This window comes from Alteromonas genovensis, from assembly GCF_010500895.1.
Classification (GTDB): domain Bacteria; phylum Pseudomonadota; class Gammaproteobacteria; order Enterobacterales; family Alteromonadaceae; genus Alteromonas; species Alteromonas genovensis.
Genome location: NZ_JAAAWO010000004.1, coordinates 20,286 through 38,095 on the forward strand (window position 1 = coordinate 20,286; position 17,810 = coordinate 38,095).

14 protein-coding genes are annotated in these 17,810 nt (G+C 44.6%); 6 read left to right on the forward strand and 8 right to left on the reverse strand.

Features of this window, described 5'->3' with window-relative positions; all coding sequences use genetic code 11:
- The first annotated feature begins 168 nt into the window (after positions 1 to 168).
- On the forward strand, positions 169 to 2,700 hold the full coding sequence (locus tag GTQ48_RS06705; protein ID WP_163105776.1) for a carbohydrate binding family 9 domain-containing protein: 2,532 nt from the start codon (positions 169 to 171) through the stop codon (positions 2,698 to 2,700).
- Between the two features lie 26 nt (positions 2,701 to 2,726).
- Here the strand turns inward: GTQ48_RS06705 and GTQ48_RS06710 are convergent, their stop codons facing one another.
- On the reverse strand, positions 2,727 to 3,353 hold the full coding sequence (locus GTQ48_RS06710; protein WP_163105778.1) for an RraA family protein: 627 nt from the start codon (positions 3,351 to 3,353) through the stop codon (positions 2,727 to 2,729).
- 347 nt (positions 3,354 to 3,700) lie between these two features.
- On the opposite strand from GTQ48_RS06710, the gene GTQ48_RS06715 reads away from it, so the two are divergent.
- Positions 3,701 to 5,758: a M13 family metallopeptidase gene (locus GTQ48_RS06715; RefSeq protein ID WP_163105779.1), complete on the forward strand. Its 2,058-nt coding sequence runs from the start codon at positions 3,701 to 3,703 to the stop codon at positions 5,756 to 5,758.
- A 105-nt stretch (positions 5,759 to 5,863) separates the two neighbouring features.
- Here GTQ48_RS06715 and dbpA read toward each other — a convergent pair whose 3' ends face one another.
- The 4 genes from dbpA to GTQ48_RS06735 all read right to left on the reverse strand — a co-directional run bounded on the left by dbpA (position 5,864) and on the right by GTQ48_RS06735 (position 9,964).
- A complete protein-coding gene (dbpA, locus tag GTQ48_RS06720) occupies positions 5,864 to 7,243 on the reverse strand; it encodes an ATP-dependent RNA helicase DbpA (protein WP_163105781.1) in 1,380 nt (459 codons plus the stop codon).
- Positions 7,244 to 7,515: 272 nt separating this feature from the next.
- Positions 7,516 to 8,565 carry a dihydroorotase gene (gene pyrC, locus GTQ48_RS06725; RefSeq protein ID WP_163105783.1) on the reverse strand — a complete coding sequence of 350 codons (1,050 nt, stop codon included), beginning with the start codon at positions 8,563 to 8,565 and terminating at the stop codon, positions 7,516 to 7,518.
- Positions 8,566 to 8,740: 175 nt separating this feature from the next.
- Positions 8,741 to 9,220, reverse strand: coding sequence for a PhnA domain-containing protein (locus tag GTQ48_RS06730; RefSeq protein WP_163105784.1), 480 nt, complete (start codon positions 9,218 to 9,220; stop codon positions 8,741 to 8,743).
- A gap of 207 nt (positions 9,221 to 9,427) precedes the next feature.
- Positions 9,428 to 9,964, reverse strand: a complete 537-nt coding sequence (locus tag GTQ48_RS06735) for a lipocalin family protein (RefSeq protein WP_163105785.1) — start codon at positions 9,962 to 9,964, stop codon at positions 9,428 to 9,430.
- A 257-nt stretch (positions 9,965 to 10,221) separates the two neighbouring features.
- Here GTQ48_RS06735 and GTQ48_RS06740 point away from each other — a divergent pair, with 257 nt between their 5' ends.
- Positions 10,222 to 11,172 carry an aldo/keto reductase gene (locus tag GTQ48_RS06740; protein ID WP_163106143.1) on the forward strand — a complete coding sequence of 317 codons (951 nt, stop codon included), beginning with the start codon at positions 10,222 to 10,224 and terminating at the stop codon, positions 11,170 to 11,172.
- Between the two features lie 88 nt (positions 11,173 to 11,260).
- Positions 11,261 to 11,650, forward strand: coding sequence for an SMU1112c/YaeR family gloxylase I-like metalloprotein (gene gloA2, locus GTQ48_RS06745; RefSeq protein WP_032097734.1), 390 nt, complete (start codon positions 11,261 to 11,263; stop codon positions 11,648 to 11,650).
- A 216-nt stretch (positions 11,651 to 11,866) separates the two neighbouring features.
- On the opposite strand, the gene GTQ48_RS06750 is transcribed toward gloA2, so the two are convergent.
- Together GTQ48_RS06750 and GTQ48_RS06755 are read right to left on the reverse strand one after the other, a co-directional pair.
- Positions 11,867 to 12,679, reverse strand: coding sequence for a mechanosensitive ion channel family protein (locus tag GTQ48_RS06750; RefSeq protein WP_163105786.1), 813 nt, complete (start codon positions 12,677 to 12,679; stop codon positions 11,867 to 11,869).
- 219 nt (positions 12,680 to 12,898) lie between these two features.
- Complete coding sequence (locus GTQ48_RS06755) at positions 12,899 to 14,116, reverse strand: MFS transporter (protein WP_163106144.1); 1,218 nt, start codon at positions 14,114 to 14,116, stop codon at positions 12,899 to 12,901.
- Between the two features lie 293 nt (positions 14,117 to 14,409).
- Between GTQ48_RS06755 and GTQ48_RS06760 the strand changes: the two genes are divergently transcribed.
- Together GTQ48_RS06760 and GTQ48_RS06765 are read left to right on the forward strand one after the other, a co-directional pair.
- The gene (locus GTQ48_RS06760; protein WP_163105787.1) at positions 14,410 to 16,359 is read left to right on the forward strand and encodes an alpha-amylase family glycosyl hydrolase; all 1,950 of its coding nucleotides are present in this window, start codon (positions 14,410 to 14,412) and stop codon (positions 16,357 to 16,359) included.
- Between the two features lie 312 nt (positions 16,360 to 16,671).
- Positions 16,672 to 16,911 carry a hypothetical protein gene (locus GTQ48_RS06765; protein WP_163105788.1) on the forward strand — a complete coding sequence of 80 codons (240 nt, stop codon included), beginning with the start codon at positions 16,672 to 16,674 and terminating at the stop codon, positions 16,909 to 16,911.
- A 189-nt stretch (positions 16,912 to 17,100) separates the two neighbouring features.
- Here GTQ48_RS06765 and folE read toward each other — a convergent pair whose 3' ends face one another.
- A complete protein-coding gene (gene folE / locus GTQ48_RS06770; protein ID WP_032097730.1) occupies positions 17,101 to 17,784 on the reverse strand; it encodes a GTP cyclohydrolase I FolE in 684 nt (227 codons plus the stop codon).
- Between the last annotated feature and the right edge of the window lie 26 nt (positions 17,785 to 17,810).

The window sequence follows — 17,810 nt, forward strand, 5'->3', positions numbered from 1 at the left end:
AATCACTAGAGATAGAGTGGATAAAGGGCGTAATGACTGAGCATGTATTTTGCTATCAGTCTTTCGTTAAGCTTCCTGTTATATGCGATTAACATTCTTTTGACATTTAACGGGATGCTTCATACTTCTTACATAAAAACTATAACAACAAAAAAGACGTTTAAAAAAATGGACACTTGGATATATAAGGCACCTCTGCGTTGCATCGGTTTTTACTGGCGCTCGTGCTGCCTCGTTTTATTGCTTGCTCTAGCATTTTCTGGCAATGCTGTTGAAGGTAATTCAGCACAGCAGGATAGCCAACAAACAAAAGAAGACAACAAACCGGTAGCCGTGGTGATTCAGAGCGCTACGGAATCTGCTACTCAAAACACTACAGAATCTGCCACTCAATCGGCTGAGCCATTCTCTTCAGATAGCGGCTCTACCAACGTTGATGAGACTACTTCTCCTAACGAGGCCCGTACCTTTGACACTATCGTTGTTCCCTATCTTTCAGAGACGATTACGTTAGACGGTATCTTAGACGATGAAGCATGGCAGCGGGCTAAGGAAATACCGCTAAATGTAGTGACTCGCCCATTTGAAAACACAGCCCCACCAGTAAAAACCATCGCCAGAATATTCGAAAATGGCGATATGATTTATATCGCTTTTACTGCATTTGACGATGACCCTTCTGCAATACGCGCATTGTTTCGCGACCGCGATAGCGTGTGGGATAACGACTTGGTAGGCGTTAAGCTGGATACATTCGGCGATAGTCGTCTCTCTTATCAATTTTTTGTCAACCCTCACGGCATACAAACCGACTCTATTGAAAACCAAATGACGCGCAGCGAAAGCGCCAGTTGGAATGCAATTTGGGACGCTGAAGCAAAAATCACCGATGAAGGCTATACCGTAGAAATCGCGCTGCCGTTTCGCATTATGAATTTTCTGGATATTGATGGGCTTAAGCAATGGCGCGCAGAATTTGTCCGCTTTTACCCAAGAGATAACAACCTGCGTATCTCGAACCGCCCTGTGGATCGCAATAACGCGTGTAGCTTATGCCAAATGGGAAAAATGGAAGGCTTTAGTCGTGCTAAGCAAGGGAAGAACCTCTCAATTACTCCCTATGCCGTAGCCGGGGCCGCTCGCAGTAGAACGCCAGCAACCCCAGAGCAATGGGAATACGGCAACAATCAAGAAGTGGGAGTAGATATAAACTGGGGCATTACCTCTGACATGCTGCTTCAAGCCACGATTAACCCAGACTTTTCACAAGTAGAGGCCGACGCAGGACAGCTTGGGATCAACAACCCTTTTGCACTTTTCTTTCCTGAACAACGTCCGTTTTTTGTGGAGAACGCCGACTTTTTCAGCACTCAGTACGACTTGGTGTACACCCGCAACATTGGCGCTCCTGATATTGGCAGCAAACTTACTGGCAGAATTAACGACCATACCTTTGGTTTACTGCTGGCAAACGATGAAACTACCACGTTCCTTGTTCCAGGGAATTTGGGCTCAAGCGTTGCGCAGCTCGAACAAGGCAGTACAAACCTTGCTGCGCGCTATCGCTATGATATTTCCGACACCCTGTCTGTTGGTTCTATATTTACAGGTAGACACGCTGATGAATACCACAACCTAGTCACCGGTGTTGACGTGCGCTATCAAATTACACCTAGTGACACTCTACGTGCGCAATTGCTTCGCTCTGACACCCAATACCCTGACGCTCTTGCCTCACAGTTTTGTCGAGGCAGTTGCGAGAATCAAGAAGATGTTACCGAAACTACCTTGAGAACAGACAAACAAGACGCGTTCTCTGGAAGTACCTACAAGATTGATTACCGCCATGAAGAAAGAGAATGGTATGTCATTGCTAACAGAACCAGCACTCAGTCTGACTTTCGCGCCGACTTGGGTTTTGAAAGTAATGTAGATAGACACAAATCGGTACTCGGTGGTGGGCTGTTGTGGTGGAAAGATAATGCGTGGTGGAACCGTCTAGAGTTTGGTGGCGACTGGGATATCACTCACAATGACAATGGCGAGTTAATAGAACGAGAAGTTCAGGCGCAGATAGAGATGAACGCAGCCTATCAATCGTATTTCAACTTCCAATGGGTGAAGCGAGACCGAGTTGGATTACGCCAAAACGGCGCAAGCCTTGCCATCGACGGTAATACCACCCGGTTTACCGAGGAGCAGTTTTCATTCTATTTTGAAGCGCGACCAAACCGAACCCTGTACTTTGAAAACTTTGCCCGAATAGGCGATAGAATTGATTTACGCAACAATCGCTTGGGCGATCAAATTCTGCTTGAGCCCCAAATAACTCTGAATATTGGTGAGCATTTAGAAGCCTCAATTAGCCATGAATACAACCGTATTGACGTAAGCAACGAGATGCTGTTTACCGCCAATTTATCTGATTTTCGAATGAGCTATCAATTTGACGCAAAACAGTTTCTCCGCCTTGCGCTTATTTACTCAGATGTAAGAAGAAACCCCAATAATTATCTGGTAAATGTAGATGCCAGAGAACGCAATATGGGTACACAGCTAGTGTATTCTTACATGATTAACCCCTTGTCTCGCTTGTTCATTGGCTATGGAGACTCTGCATTTGCAGATGAAGCAACACCCGGGCTTTTTCGAACAGAGCAAGCTGTGTTTATGAAATTTAGCTACGCGTGGCTGTATTAACGTTATCGATATGAACTGCTCTGGGCTTAATCTTTATAACCTAGGGCAGTAAGTGTTGTTTCGACTTTTTCCCTGTGCTGCTTTTGCCACTGAGCTAACGACATTGACGAATCTTTGTCTGCCCGCGCTTTTGCGATGCTAAAGGCCTCTTCTGATTCAGCGCGTGGAATAACCGCGATACCTTCTTCATCAGCCACAATGATATCGCCAGCATTAACGGTAACACCGCCACACACAATAGGCTCATTGAGTGGCGCTATACATTTCTTGGCGCCTGGCTTTGGCACAACTCCACGCCCAAAAACTGGAAACTTATTTTCCCTCGTCTCTGCAATATCTCTAATCACGCCATCGATGACAAAGCCAGCAATACCTCTTTCTTGGGCGATAGCGCACACATTCCCACCTGCCACAGCAAATTGATCATCGGCTTGAACCACAATTATATCGCCAGGTTGGGCGCGGTAAATTGCAGCATGCAGCATAAGGTGATCGCCCGGAGCACATTTTACCGTAAAGGCAGGCCCTGCAATGCGACCCATTCCATCCCATAACGGCTTTATCTCGTAGCCCATAAATTGGTCCCGCGAGAGTGCATCGGCATATTCGCAGGGCGAGACTGAGGCAAATAGTGCTGAGTTGAATGGCTTCATGATATGTCCTCGATTAAGCAAACTGATGAGCGTGCAAGCTCTAACTCATTAAGTTCTAACTAGGCATCCACTATAACCAATTAGCCATTACAAGTTGTTACAACCTGTGTATTTTCACTATAAATACTTTTGCTAATGGTACCTTCATGCTAAAAGATGCTTCAAACCTCTAATAAGTGAGCGGTTTTTCCTTTTTTGAATAGGATTAATAGCCACACAAAACAACGGCACAGCATCGCCATTACATAGCTTTACATTGTATAGCGCTTAATAAAGTAGGCCTACAACACGTAGAGAAAGGTAATACAAAGCAGTGCTACATTTTAATAAGAAGGACATAGCAAAAGATGTTACGTAACGTATTAAGCTTAAGTGTTGCACTTGCATTAGCGGCATGTAGCCCGCAAAACACGGTACCAGAAACCGATATCGTTGCCGAAGTACAAAATGAAACGCTGTCTTCGGGGATCATCACTGAAAATATGGACCTGAGTGTCAGCCCTGGCGATGACTTTTTTCAATATGTAAACGGGAAATGGTTCGATACTTTCGAGATCCCTGCCGATAAATCTAGCTATGGCGCCTTCGTTATATTACGAGATGAAGCACAAGACCATGTGATGGACATTATAAAGTCATCGGCAGAAGGCGACTTCAAAGCGGGTAGCGACGAGCAAAAAGTCGGTGATTTCTATCGCGCCTATATGGATGTTGACACCCGAGACTCACTGGGTGTCACACCGCTTACCCCTGAGTTAGATAAAATTGCGAACATCGAAAATTATTCAGATCTTGCGGCCTATTTTGCCTATGCGGCTCGGTATGGTTACGGCGCGCCGTTTAGCCTTACTCAATATCCCGATTTAAAATCGCCACAACAGTACCTTATGTATACCTGGCAATCGGGGCTTGGGCTACCAGAGCGCGAATACTATTTCAAAGACGATGAAACCTCGCAGACTGTGCGTGATGCCTATGTAAAACATATTCAAACTATGTTCGAACTGGCCGATTTCAACGCACCACAACAAAGCGCGCAAATGTTATTTGAGCTAGAAACTCGTATTGCAAAGTTACATATGAAGAAAGAGCAAGCGAGAAACTTCGCGGCCAATTACAATAAGTTGACCATTGAAGAGCTTGGCGAACTCATGCCTAACTTTGACTGGTCGAGCTATTTAGAAAGCGCTGATATAAGCGACATTGAGGCATTGGGAATTTTGCAAAAAGACTATATGCAAAATATCGATGGTGTTATTCAGCAAACCTCTATTGATGATTGGAAAACCTTTCTGCAGTGGGGACTGCTCAATGCATCAGCAAGTCGATTGAATAGTGAGCTTGATGAAGCAAACTTCAACTTTTACAGCAAAACACTTCGCGGCGTTGAAGAACAGCAGCCTCAGTGGCGACGTGCAGTAAACTTATCGAATGCCCATGTGGGTGAGCTAATTGGCAAGGTCTATGTGAAACAGCACTTTCCGCCTGAAGCCAAAGAACGCATGATGGAAATGGTGAACAACCTACTTCTTGCCTATAAAAGTAGTATTGAAAACCTTGAGTGGATGACTGATGAAACTCGCGAACAAGCCCTCGATAAATTATCAAAATTTACCGTGAAAATTGGCTATCCAGATCAGTGGAAGGACTATTCAGCACTTACGGTAAAAGCCGGTGACCTATTTGGCAACTTAAAGCGCTCTTCTGATGTACTTTATGAAGAGATGTTGAAGAAACAGGGCGGCCCGGTATGGACTCACGAGTGGGGTATGACGCCGCAAACCGTGAATGCTTATTACAATCCGCCGCTAAATGAAATTGTATTTCCTGCAGCAATTCTTCAGCCGCCATTTTTTGATATGAATGCTGAAGACGCCGTTAATTATGGTGGAATTGGTGCAGTTATAGGTCATGAAATTGGCCACGGATTTGACGATGCAGGCTCAACATTTGATGGCGATGGTGTGTTGCGCAACTGGTGGACCGATAAAGACCGCTCAGAGTTTGAAGCCCGCACAACCAACCTTATTGAACAATATAACGAGTTTGAAGTGCTGCCTGATGTGCATGTTAATGGCGAATATACCCTTGGCGAAAATATTGGCGATCTGGGTGGAATAAGTATTGCCCTTAAAGCCTATCACCTGTCTTTAGATGGCGAAGAAGCACCTGTTTTAGACGGTTTTACCGGCGACCAGCGTGTGTTTTTAGGGTATGGCCAAGTGTGGGCAAGTAAGTACCGCGACGAAGCGTTGCGAAGCCAAGTTCAAACCGATACCCATTCACCGGCTCAGTTTCGTACTAACGGCGCGGTTCGGAATGTACCTGCCTTCTACGAAGCATTTAACGTAACCGAAGAAGACGCACTGTATCTTGCACCAGCAGACCGCGTGAAAATTTGGTAAGCATTATACCAATTAAAAAGGGGCGCCTGTCTTCACAGGCGCCCCTTTTTTCTCACTCTTGTTTTAACTTGCTTGAGCTTTGTCCATCACTTTTCCATTACAGCGTTATAGCTTTTTAGCTCTAATGCGCTTGCCCTTTATTTTGCCTTCGCGAAATTGGGTCATTGCACGCTTCACGCTGCGCTGCTTCACTGCGACAAAACTTGCGCTATTTTGTACCGCAATTTTACCTATATCATCACCTGGAATACCTGCATCTTTGGTTAATGCACCAAGGAGGTCGCCAGGGCGAAGCTTTTGTTTCTTACCCGCGCTAAGTGACAGGCAGGTAAACTCTGGCTGGGTAATTTTGTTTTTATGAAAACGAAGACTTTGCGCGCCTTTAAGGGGGATGTCTTCTTGCTGCAGCACCTCAATTTTTCGTAGCGAGTTCTCTTCATCATCGCTAATTAGCGTAATGGCCATGCCCTCTGCCCCTGCTCGTGCAGTGCGGCCAATTCTGTGAATATGCACTTCTGGCTCTTCACTTACGGTGTAGTTAATGACACACGCGATATCATCAATATCCAGTCCTCTGGCAGCCACATCGGTAGCAACTAAAACCTGCAGTGAATCACTGGCGAACTGCATAAGTACAGCGGTGCGCTCATGCTGTTCCATATCACCTTTTAGGCCTGCTGCACTGAAACCTTCTTCTACAAGCTCCTCTACCACTTCAGCTACCTGAACCTTGCGATTACAAAACACAATGGCGTTTTTAGGCTGGTAATGAGTCAGCACCGCTTTTAGGGCTTGAACCCGAGTGTGCTCTAGCACGTTGTAACCAAGCTGCGTGATTGCTGGCTTGTTGTCTTGAGATTCCACTTTGCACGACACAGGGTCTCGTAAATACTGATTAGCTACACGCTCAATTTGTTCAGTAAAGGTGGCAGAAAACAACAGTGTCTGTACCTTAGATGACATAGGAGAGAAAATAACGCGCAAGTCATCCTCAAAGCCCATATCCAACATTCTGTCAGCTTCATCAAGCACACGAAAACGCACATTTTTTAGTGTAATTCGACGTTTTTCTACGTGATCCATAATTCGCCCTGGCGTACCCACGATAACGTGCGGACTGTGTTTAAGGGACTGAATTTGCGGCCCCATGGGTTTACCGCCACATAGAGTTGTCACTTTCACGTTACCAATTTGCTTTGCCGCCTGCCTAAACTGCTCTGCGACCTGATCGGCTAACTCTCGCGTTGGGCATAAGACTAATGCTTGAGTAGTAAAGTCATTAACATCAATGTTTTCCAGCACAGGAATAACAAAACACAGGGTTTTGCCACTGCCCGTTTGCGCTTGGCCAATAATATCCCTGCCTTGTAAGGCACTAGGTAAAGACTGCGCTTGAATAGGCGACAGTTGGTGAATGCCTTGAGCGTCTAGCGCTTTTACAACTGCGGGGTTTATATCAAGGTCTTTAATCGTTTCAACTGTCATTATTCTATCCAATGGGGAGATTCAAAGGCCCTATTTAACGTTTTTACCACTCGCTAGTGGCATTCTTACTGACCATTAGCGGTAATTAGGAGGTAAAAACGGAAGGCCCATGATAATTTAAAAACACGCGAGCGGTTTTTCAATAACCGTTTTCATAACAGCTTTTATAACTGCTACTACCACTGTTTCTTAAACAGGTAGTACTATTACCAAGGTCGCGTGTTTAAGTATAAAAAGAAATTGTCGCTATAGCGCAAATATTACGCTAAGTGCTACGCCGACTGGAAAGCTGATTTAAGCTTCCACTGCAGTGTTTGACCCGCGTAAAACGGTACCATATCAGTGCCATCGGCCAAGGTCACTTGCTCGGGTACATCCCAATTTTCTTTCACTAAGGTCATCGTTGTTGTGTTGCGAGGCAAACCATAAAAGTCTGCACCATAGTGGCTGGCGAATCCTTCAAGCTTGTCTAGTGCTCCTAGCTGCTCGAACACTTCAGCATATAGCTCTATGGCAGACCACGCGCTGTAACACCCTGCACAACCACACGCATTCTCTTTTTTGTGTTTGGCATGAGGCGCTGAATCGGTGCCTAGGAAAAACTTCTTGTTCCCGCTGGCGACCATATCTCTTAGCGCTTTCTGGTGGGTGTTTCGCTTTAATACGGGTAAACAATAATTATGTGGACGCACACCGCCTACTAATAAATCGTTGCGGTTAAGTAATAAATGCTGAGGCGTAATAGTCGCGGCCACAAATTCATTGGACTGCGCCACAAATTCTGCAGCGTTTGCTGTAGTAATATGTTCAAACACCACTTTTAACTCAGGGAAAGCAGCGGTAATTTGAGTTAAATGGGTATCGATAAACACCTTTTCACGGTCAAAAATATCAATGTGATTTTCTGTCACTTCTCCGTGAATAAGTAGCAGTAAACCTTGCTTCTGCATGGCTTCAAATACGGGATACAAGGCTTTAATCCCTTTCACTGCAGCATCGGAGTTAGTGGTGGCTCCAGCGGGGTAAAGCTTACACGCAGTTACCCCTGCATTTTTCGCATCGACAATATCTTGTGGTGATGTTTCGTTAGTGAGAAACAGTGTCATTAGAGGTTCAAAGCTACTGCCGGCAGGACGCGCTGCATCAATACGCGCTTTGTAGTCCATCGCCATTGTAGCATTAACCACTGGGGGCACTAAATTAGGCATTACAATGGCGCGCTGAAAACATCGTGCCGTAGCAGGAACAGTTTCAGCTAGCATCTCATTATCACGGAAGTGAAGATGCCAATCGTCAGGAGTAGTGATGGTTAACGTTTGCATGCCTAATTCTCTCATTACTTTTCAGGATTTTGGTATTACTACAATTTACTGAGTACTTAAATTTTCTATGCACTGAGGTCTTTATGTCATAAAACCCTCAGCGCTAAATGCACATACATAAGAGCTCGGTCATAAGCGCTCTAACGTGCTTTGCGCCAGTGGTAAAATGTATTATCTATGACTTTTTCGTGTATGCCGCAATAATAACGATGCGGGTGCCGTTGACCTTGCCTTCAATATGTAACGGGTTATCACAAAGGCTGATCCCCCTTACCGGTGTACCCCGCTTCGCAGTAAACCCAGCACCTTTAACGTTTAGGTCTTTAACAAGATGTACGTTATCGCCGGTTTCAAGCGCAGTGCCATTACTATCTAATGTGGCATCGCGCTCTATAAGGCCAGCTTCGGCCCAGGTCATAGCACCGTCATCGAGGTACATCATATCTAGTGCATCTTGCGCCCACGCTTCGGTGCTTAATCGAGACAACAATCTATAGGCAACCACCTGCACCGCAAGCGTTGTCGACCACATAGCATCGTTAAGGCAGCGCCAGTGCACGGGGTTAAGTTCTGCTTCACCCTCTAACTGAGCACGGCAAGTATCGCAGGTTAAAATAGCGCACCCTGCGGTGTCGTCTGGTGATTCAGGTACCATGTAAACCTCAGTATCAGAGGTGGATTTACATAGTTCGCAAGCATGATCAGCTCTGGTTATAACGGCGTCTTGAAGCACAATTTACATCTCAAAAATAAACTGTGTGCAATAATAGCATAAATTGCTCATCAACACGCCCTCTCTCGAGGTGAACTTCAACAGGTCCTTTTAGCGTTATTTTCTAAAGTTGTTGTCTAACGTTACCCCCTAAAGTGCTGTATTTTGATCTACCCATATGAGTTTGTCGGTGTCGTAGCCCGCATTTTCAGCAAACGTCATTAGTTCTGCGATGGTCGCATCTGGCAATGTTTTCGTTCTCGCTAGCAACCATAGATATTCTCTATCTGGGCCGGTTACTAATGCGTATTGATAATTTTCCTTATCAAGCTTCATCACGATATAGCTGGCGTAAAATGGCCCAAAAAATGACACTTTAAGGTGTGCTGTGGTGGGCTCATCGACAAAATAAGCGGTACCCTCTGCCTCCTCCCATTCACCAGCGTCTTCCGAATAACCGCGGTTGATAACCTTCACGCCATCATCATCTCTCATAGAGTAAGTAGCCGTAACACGGGAAAGCCCTTCTTCGAAACTATGATCATAACGGGCAAGCTCATACCACTGCCCAAGGTACTTGTTGAGATTAAAACCGGTGATGGGCTTCACGCCATCGGGTACGCTTGTGCAGCTCGATAGCAGCACGCAAAGAAAGGTAACAAGTGTTAGTTTTTGTAGAAAGCGCATACTAATTTCCTAATTTCATACGTATTCATAGCATTAGCTTTAATGCCGTCACTTTATTTATTGATACGTCGCTTTTAAAAGGCCTGCAACAGCGATATTGTAACTGATGCGACACAGTCTATACGTCACAGCTTTTTTGAAGAACACCTTTTTCTAAGATGAGGGTTAAAAAGCATATTTTGGAGAACGCACTTTTGAAAGGAAACGCTTTGAGTAACGATATGAGTTCCGATTTGAGAAGCCATGCTAATAAGGGCATGCAAGCACATTTCCCATCTGCCAGCAGACTCGTTTACGGCTGCATGGGCCTAGGCGGTGGCTGGAACAACAACCCAGTAACGTCAGACCACATAAACGAAACACATGCCATTATCAATAAAGCGTTAGAGCTAGACATCAACGTATTTGATCACGCAGACATCTATACGTTTGGAAAAGCAGAGCAAGCCTTCGGTGAGGTGCTAAAAACATCGCCCACGTTACGGGACAAGATGATTATCCAATCAAAATGCGCTATTCGTTTTGAAGATGACTTAGGTCCTAAGCGCTACGACTTCTCGGCAAAATGGATAAACACATCGGTGGAGGGAATTCTGTCCCGTCTACATATCGAGCAAATTGATGTGCTTCTTCTTCACCGACCAGACCCACTTATGGAGCTTGATGAGGTGGCTGAATGTGTGGCGTCACTTCAACAGCAAGGTAAGATTAAACACATTGGCGTGTCTAATATGAACGGACATCAAATAGCGTACCTACAATCTTCGCTATCAACGCCTATTGTGGCCAATCAGCTCGAAATGAGCTTAGGCTTTAGAGAGTGGGTAGAGGACGGCATAACCACCAATAGCACTGCCAATCGCCAAGTTGGCTATGCATCGGGTACGGTTGAACACTGCATGCTAAACAATATTCAACTGCAAGCATGGGGAAGCATTGCCCAGGGTCGCTACACAGGTGCCACCACAAATAATAACACTGACAAGAACACCGCAGAACTCGTAAAACGATTAGCGAGTGAGTACCAAACTACCCCAGAAGCTATTGTATTAGGTTGGCTTATGAGGCACCCCGCTAAAATACAGCCTGTACTTGGCACGACCAATCTTGCAAGACTAGCAGCATGCAAAGAAGCGGATAACCTTACGCTATCGCGTGAGCATTGGTATGCGCTTGTAGAAGCCGCTCGCGGCCAGGAAGTTCCATAACACCAAAGCCACAACGCAGTGGCGTTGTGGTCAACGCCGCTGTATTTCATTACATACTTAGCGCGTTCTTCGCGCAAAGGGGTTTGCTATGCTAAACGGGTTTCATCACGTTGCTATTATTTGTAGTGACTACCCGCGTTCAAAACAGTTTTATACCGAGATATTAGGGTTTAGCGTTATAGCGGAAAATTATCGCGAGGCCCGAGATTCCTACAAATGTGACCTTGCACTTGCCGACGGCAGTCAAATTGAATTGTTCTCGTTTCCGAGTGCTCCAACTCGACCTTCTAGGCCTGAAGCGCAAGGGTTAAGACACCTCGCGTTTAAAGTAGATGACCTAGATGCGGCCATCCAAAAACTAACGGACAAAGGCGTAGAATGTGAACCCATTCGCGTAGATGAATATACTGACAAGCGCTTTACCTTCTTCCAAGACCCCGACGGCTTGCCGTTAGAACTCTATGAGGTAGCACTCTAAACAATCATGCCATAAATAATCATGCCCTAAACAATGAAGCCCTAACAATACAGTTCTGAGCAATTGTATTTTAAACAGTCATAAACAATGCTGTTTTGAACATAGCTGTCCTGAGCCGTGCTGTTTTAAATCATGCTGTTTTAAACCGTGCTGTTTTAAACCGTGCTGTTTCAAACAAAAGAACACCGCATTCTTAAGGTAAGTAGGCCAAGCAAGCTATAGCATTTTAACTTCACGTTGAGGAAAGGGTATTTCTATCTCCGCCTGTTTTAAGGCGTCGAACACGGCTTTATTCAGTGCATACCGAATTTCAAAATGGCGCTTTGAAGGAGCTAACACCCGTATGCCAATATTAATACTGCTGTCGCCGAAATTGTCTATACCAATAGAGTGCGTTTTGTCCGAAGGAACACCGTCTACCGACGTCACTGCATCTGTCACTACTGAAAGCACGCGGTCTACGTCACTTGAATAGGCTACGCCAACAGACAGTTCAATAAGCATGTTGTCAGCAGAGTTATGCAGCACTTCCCCCACAATCAGTTTATTAGGAATTTGAATAGTGACATTATCTTCATCGATAAGCAGGGTGTAAGGCAGCATTACTTGGTCTACCACCCCCGAGACGCCCTGCACTCTGATAGTATCGCCAACAACGAAAGGACGCGTAATGATAATGGTAAAGCCCGCCGCATAGTTCGCAAGCATTCCTTGAATGGCGAGTCCAGCACCAAGACCCACAGCACCTATGGCCGCAATTAACGGCGTAACGCTTATTCCGATATTGCCTAGCGCAATAATGATAACGATGCCGAGGATAACCAGTTTGCTGGCGCCTCCTGTGAAGCGACTTAGCGTAATATCAATATCTCGGCTGATCATCACGCGCTCGACAACGCCACCTATTTTTGCCGATAACCACCAGCCCACCAAAAAGATAACCAAAGCGCCAAACATCTGGAAACTGTAGGTTACTGCAAACTCTACCAGGGTATCGTAGAGTGCTTGGGCTTGCTTGAGTTCGTCCATAGGTGAAAAAAATACGTCAATAATTGAGATGTTCCGAGGATAAACAACATTGAAACGACATACAATAAAATGAGGACTCTAGAGCGTGTGGGTAACGTGAAGTGTCTGCGCAAATAGAAACGGCCAAATGAAAACACCCCCAGTTATTGGAATGTCCAATGACTGGGGGTGTTTCATAATATCCATGTTGCCGTTTTGTTGAGGCTCTAACTTGCGGCGCTAATTGCTGTATTCAGACGCTTCAATTTCGGCTAGGCGTTTTTGCGTTGGGTTTTTAACAAAGTTATACACCATGCCGATGAATAAAATAGCGGCAAATGCCGTAGCAACCATAAACCCGTACTTAGCGTCGCCACCGTTAGCATCACTCACCAACCCCATGATAAAAGGTCCAGCTGCCGCACCTGCGGCAGTGAAGAAAAGAATAACTCCCGCAACACTGCCGTGCTGGTGCTTGGGAAAACAGCTTATTCCTTTAGAATTAAAGGTAGGGTAAATAACCGACATGAAAATACCCGTTAACGGAAATAAGTAGAGCGCTACCTGCTTGCCACCCATCAGCCCGGCACCAAAGCAAAGCACAATGCCGCCGCTAAATAACATCAGTACAAGTGCCCAATTAAAATGCGACATCATCCAGATACCAACAAAGCGACCCGCAGCGCGTAAAATGAAAAACGCCGTTACCGAGTAAATCGCTAAGGTTTGGCTGAAGCCTTCTGTGTAGCAGTCGTAAGTTGCTCGAAGTGTAGAGGCATCACATACTAAATAGCTAGGCATCCACACATATATTGCGCTTTCCGCGGCTACGTATAAAAATGCGCCTACCGAAAAGCCAAAGGCGTAAGGATTCTTTATAAGCGCTAGACTTTGCAGTACTGAAACCTGCTTTACTTTCTCACTTTTTTCACGGGTATAATTTGGGTATTTTACAAATAGTGCACCCACAATTAATACAGTACATACACCACCTGCAATCACATAAAGCCACTGCCACGCCACTCCTTGATGAATTAAGTAAGCGACGATTAACGGCCCTATGATTGCGCCAACGCCAAAGAATGCCTCGGCACCGTTCATCGTTGAAGTATGCTGTTTTGTGGATGAGGAAATATCGCCTATAAGCGCAAGCGCGCCGGTTTTAAATACACCTACAGCGACGCCAGATAGACTCATCAAACTTACAATAAGCAAAAAATCATCAGCAACCAAAAAGCTGTAGCACGCCACACCAAAAATGGCTAAACCCATAATAATAGTTGGCTTTCTACCTATTTTATCGGCTAAAAAGCCCAAAAACAGGCCTGACAACGCTATGCCCAACATGGGAAGGGAGTGCATAAGGCTTGCTTGTGCATTAGTGACAGAGAATGCCACCTTCACTTCCTTTATAATTTCCCCTACCGAATCTGATGTCATGGCGAACATCATAAACATCAGGTAGGTTAACCATCTTATAATTCTGCTATTTTGATCCTGATTGGACATAGTGAGTCTCGCATCAATACTGCTATTAGAGCCTAAAACCAAGCTAATTTATGTTATTCGCCCGTCACTATCTAGATGTACTAGACTATTTGATGAACAAATGTGTAAGTTTATTTGATAAAATAACTTAATCGTTTAAGATAAAAGTTAACAGAATTTAAAATCCCTGTAAACTTGTTAATTCTTATCTTTCTTTTAACGCAACAGAAAAAACGGATTTGCGTAACAATTTGGAGCCATCTATGAACTATGCCGCTGACGTTAGTGTTTGCCTAGACCGCATCTTGGAGTCTACCGATCTATCAGGCCTAACGAAGAAGGACGCGACGTTATTCACCCAACGTCTTGAAGCGCATTTTCCTTCGCTCTTCGAAAAATACACTTATGTGTATGGCCACCAATACGATTGTTACTACCATTTACAAAAATTAGTAGAAACGTTAAGAGATGGGGTTAAGAAAAGAAAACCCGCCCTTAAAAAGCTTGATGAAAACAGGCTTAAATCACCGCTATGGTATCGCGACGAAAAACAAGTAGGTTTAGCGTGTTATGTTGATTTAATGGGCCCTACCCTTAACGACCTACACAACCGAATTCCTTATTACAAAGCACTAGGTATTACCTATCTTCACCTAATGCCACTTTACGATGCGCCTGCGGGCGACAGCGATGGTGGCTACGCTGTGTCTGATTATCGCAAGGTAAACCCTACGCTTGGCACCACAGCAGATTTAGAAAAGCTTGCTGATGCTCTGCTCAAAGAGGGAATTAACCTGGTACTCGATTTTGTGTTCAATCACACCTCTGACGAGCATCGCTGGGCAAAGGCAGCGCTTGAGGGTAAAAAGCAATATCAGAACTATTACTACGTTTATGATGATAGAACCATACCCGACCAATACGAGACCACGCTAAGGGAAATATTTCCTCAGGTTCGTCGAGGGAGTTTTACCTTCAATGAACAGATGCAAAAATGGGTATGGACTACGTTTAACAGCTTCCAATGGGATTTGAATTACAGTAATCCAGAAGTCTTTAATGCCATTACATCTGAAATGCTGTTTTTAGCTAATATAGGCTCTGCAGCCCTTCGCCTAGATGCCCTTGCATTTATTTGGAAAGAAATGGGGACTAATTGCGAAAACCAAGACAAGGCCCACGTTTTAATTCAAGCGTTTAATTGCTGTTTAGAAATAGCGGCGCCTGCGGTGGTATTTAAATCTGAAGCGATTGTGCATCCCGATGAAGTCAATAAATATATTGGCGAAGACGAATGTAAGTTGTCTTATAATCCACTTCTTATGGCACTGCTTTGGAATAGCCTAGCAACCAGAAAAACCAGACTACTGACTCGCTCAATGCAAAAGAGCTTTGCTATTTCTGATAATTGCACTTGGGTGAATTATGTTCGCTGCCATGATGATATTGGATGGACCTTCGACGATGATGTGGCACAAGAGCTTGGTATTAACGGCAATGATCACCGCTTTTTCTTAAACCAATTTTTTACCGGACGCTTTGAAGGCAGTTTTGCTAACGGCGTGCCGTTTGCAGAAAACCCATCAAATGGCGATTGTCGCGTTTGTGGGTCTCTCGCGTCTCTGTGCGGACTGGAAAGTGCCCTACAAAATAACGATGCGAAGGGTATTGAGGAAGCCGTCAACCGTATGTTGTTACTTTACGGCATTACGTTCAGTATTGGTGGTATACCGCTATTGTACTCAAGCGATGAGATTGCAAAGCTTAATGACTACAGCTATCGCGATGACGTAACTAAGCAACACGACGACCGCTGGGTAAATAGAATAGCCGTTACCCCTGAAGACACTGCACTGGCCATGGAAAAAGTACAGCGTACGCTAAGTCCTCAAGAAGATGCGAGTTTAAAGGTATTTAAAGGCCTTCAACACATGTTGGCAATTCGCAAAACCCACGCTGTATTTGGTAAGGCGCGCACATACATTTTAGAAGCTAGCAATCACCACTGTTTTGCATTTTTAAGAGAAAATGAAAACGGCGAGAAATTATTAGTAATAAGTAACTTCAGCGAACACGTGCAGCAAGTTGATGGTGAGATACTAAGAACACTAAATGGCACATCGTGTAAAGACTTACTATCTGACAGCACCTTTAAAGGCGATGAGACGGTAGTCACACTTCGCCCTTTCCAACAGCTTTGGATTACGCAATAAAAAGTATTTTTATCTTATTCGCCCCATTAACTGTCATTGAGCGTACAATAAGGGCGCAGCAGTCAACGCTGCTGCGTTTTTATTATTATATATAGCAAACACTTACCTTTTTTTAATGACTTTTTAAGGCAAATATTACCAATACCACTATACTTTAGTTTAGTGAGAGCCTTAGTTTACCGACGTTGCGCTAGGAAGCGCCACCGTCAAAGTAGTTTTTCACTTTTAAGCTTTTGAAGATTGATTCATCACGCAATTTTTGTGCTTCGGGAAACTGAGTACGCAACGGAAGTATCACGCAAAGCGTGAAATATGGACATCATTATGGGGAAAGAAAAAATTATGCATGGCGAAAGCGGATTGGAATATATGTGCCCACATTGTGGGGCAACGAACACGGTTCAAATTGGTATACTCAAAGACATGTATACCGAACAATTTGATTCCTGCAGTGGCTGTAAAAAACACTTGAGCTTAACACCCGCTGATGGCGTTGGCGGAAGGATAAACTTGGTCATTGACGCCTTAGACCCCGATTTTCGAGCCAGATAAATTCAAAAGACAAATTCAAAAACTGTATTCATAGTATAAATATGAAAAAAGCCGCGTAGTTAACGCTCTTATGGAGCAATAACTACGCGGCCTTTTGTATTATTTATGGGTGTTGCTGATAAAACTAGTGCTGAAATCTAGCGTTAAACCTTTTTTAAGGTTTCTTTTTAACTTGGCTTTACAAGCTTGCTATGAAAAGAAGCTGCGTTTCAAGTCCTTATCAGTAAGGAACTCACCGCCTAGCGCCGACGTTTTAGTATACGAGTTTGTATCCTTAATGCCTCTCGCTTTCACGCAATAATGCGTAGCGTTAATAGACACCGCCACATCATCTGTTCTTGCTAGCGTTTGTATAGCCACGAGTACCTGTTGTGTTAATCGTTCTTGTACCTGCGGGCGCTGGGCAAAAAAGCTAACAAGACGATTTATTTTGGACAAACCAATAACAGTATCTTTTGGTATATAAGACACTGTCGCAGTTCCGTCGATAGTCACAAAATGATGCTCGCACGTGCTGGTTAGGCTAATGTCAGACACTTGCACAGGCTGGTCAATCTGCATCTTGTTCTCAATGGCAGTGATTTTAGGAAATTTCCTATAATCTAAGCCACCAAAAATTTCATTCACATACATTTTTGCAATGCGCGTAGGCGTGTCGCACAAGCTGTCATCCGTCAAATCTAGACCTAGCGTTTCCATTACGTCGCGCATGGCACTGGCAATACGCGTGCGCTTTTGCTCATCGCTTAGACCGTTAGGCACCATGGGCGTTTCTAAGCCTTTCGCTTCTAATACGTTACGTACACGCTGCGCTGATTCAGATATAGAGGGATCGAGTGCGTCGCGCACAATTACCGCTTCTTTTGCTAACATTGGATTATCCGTATATGACTTCTTTT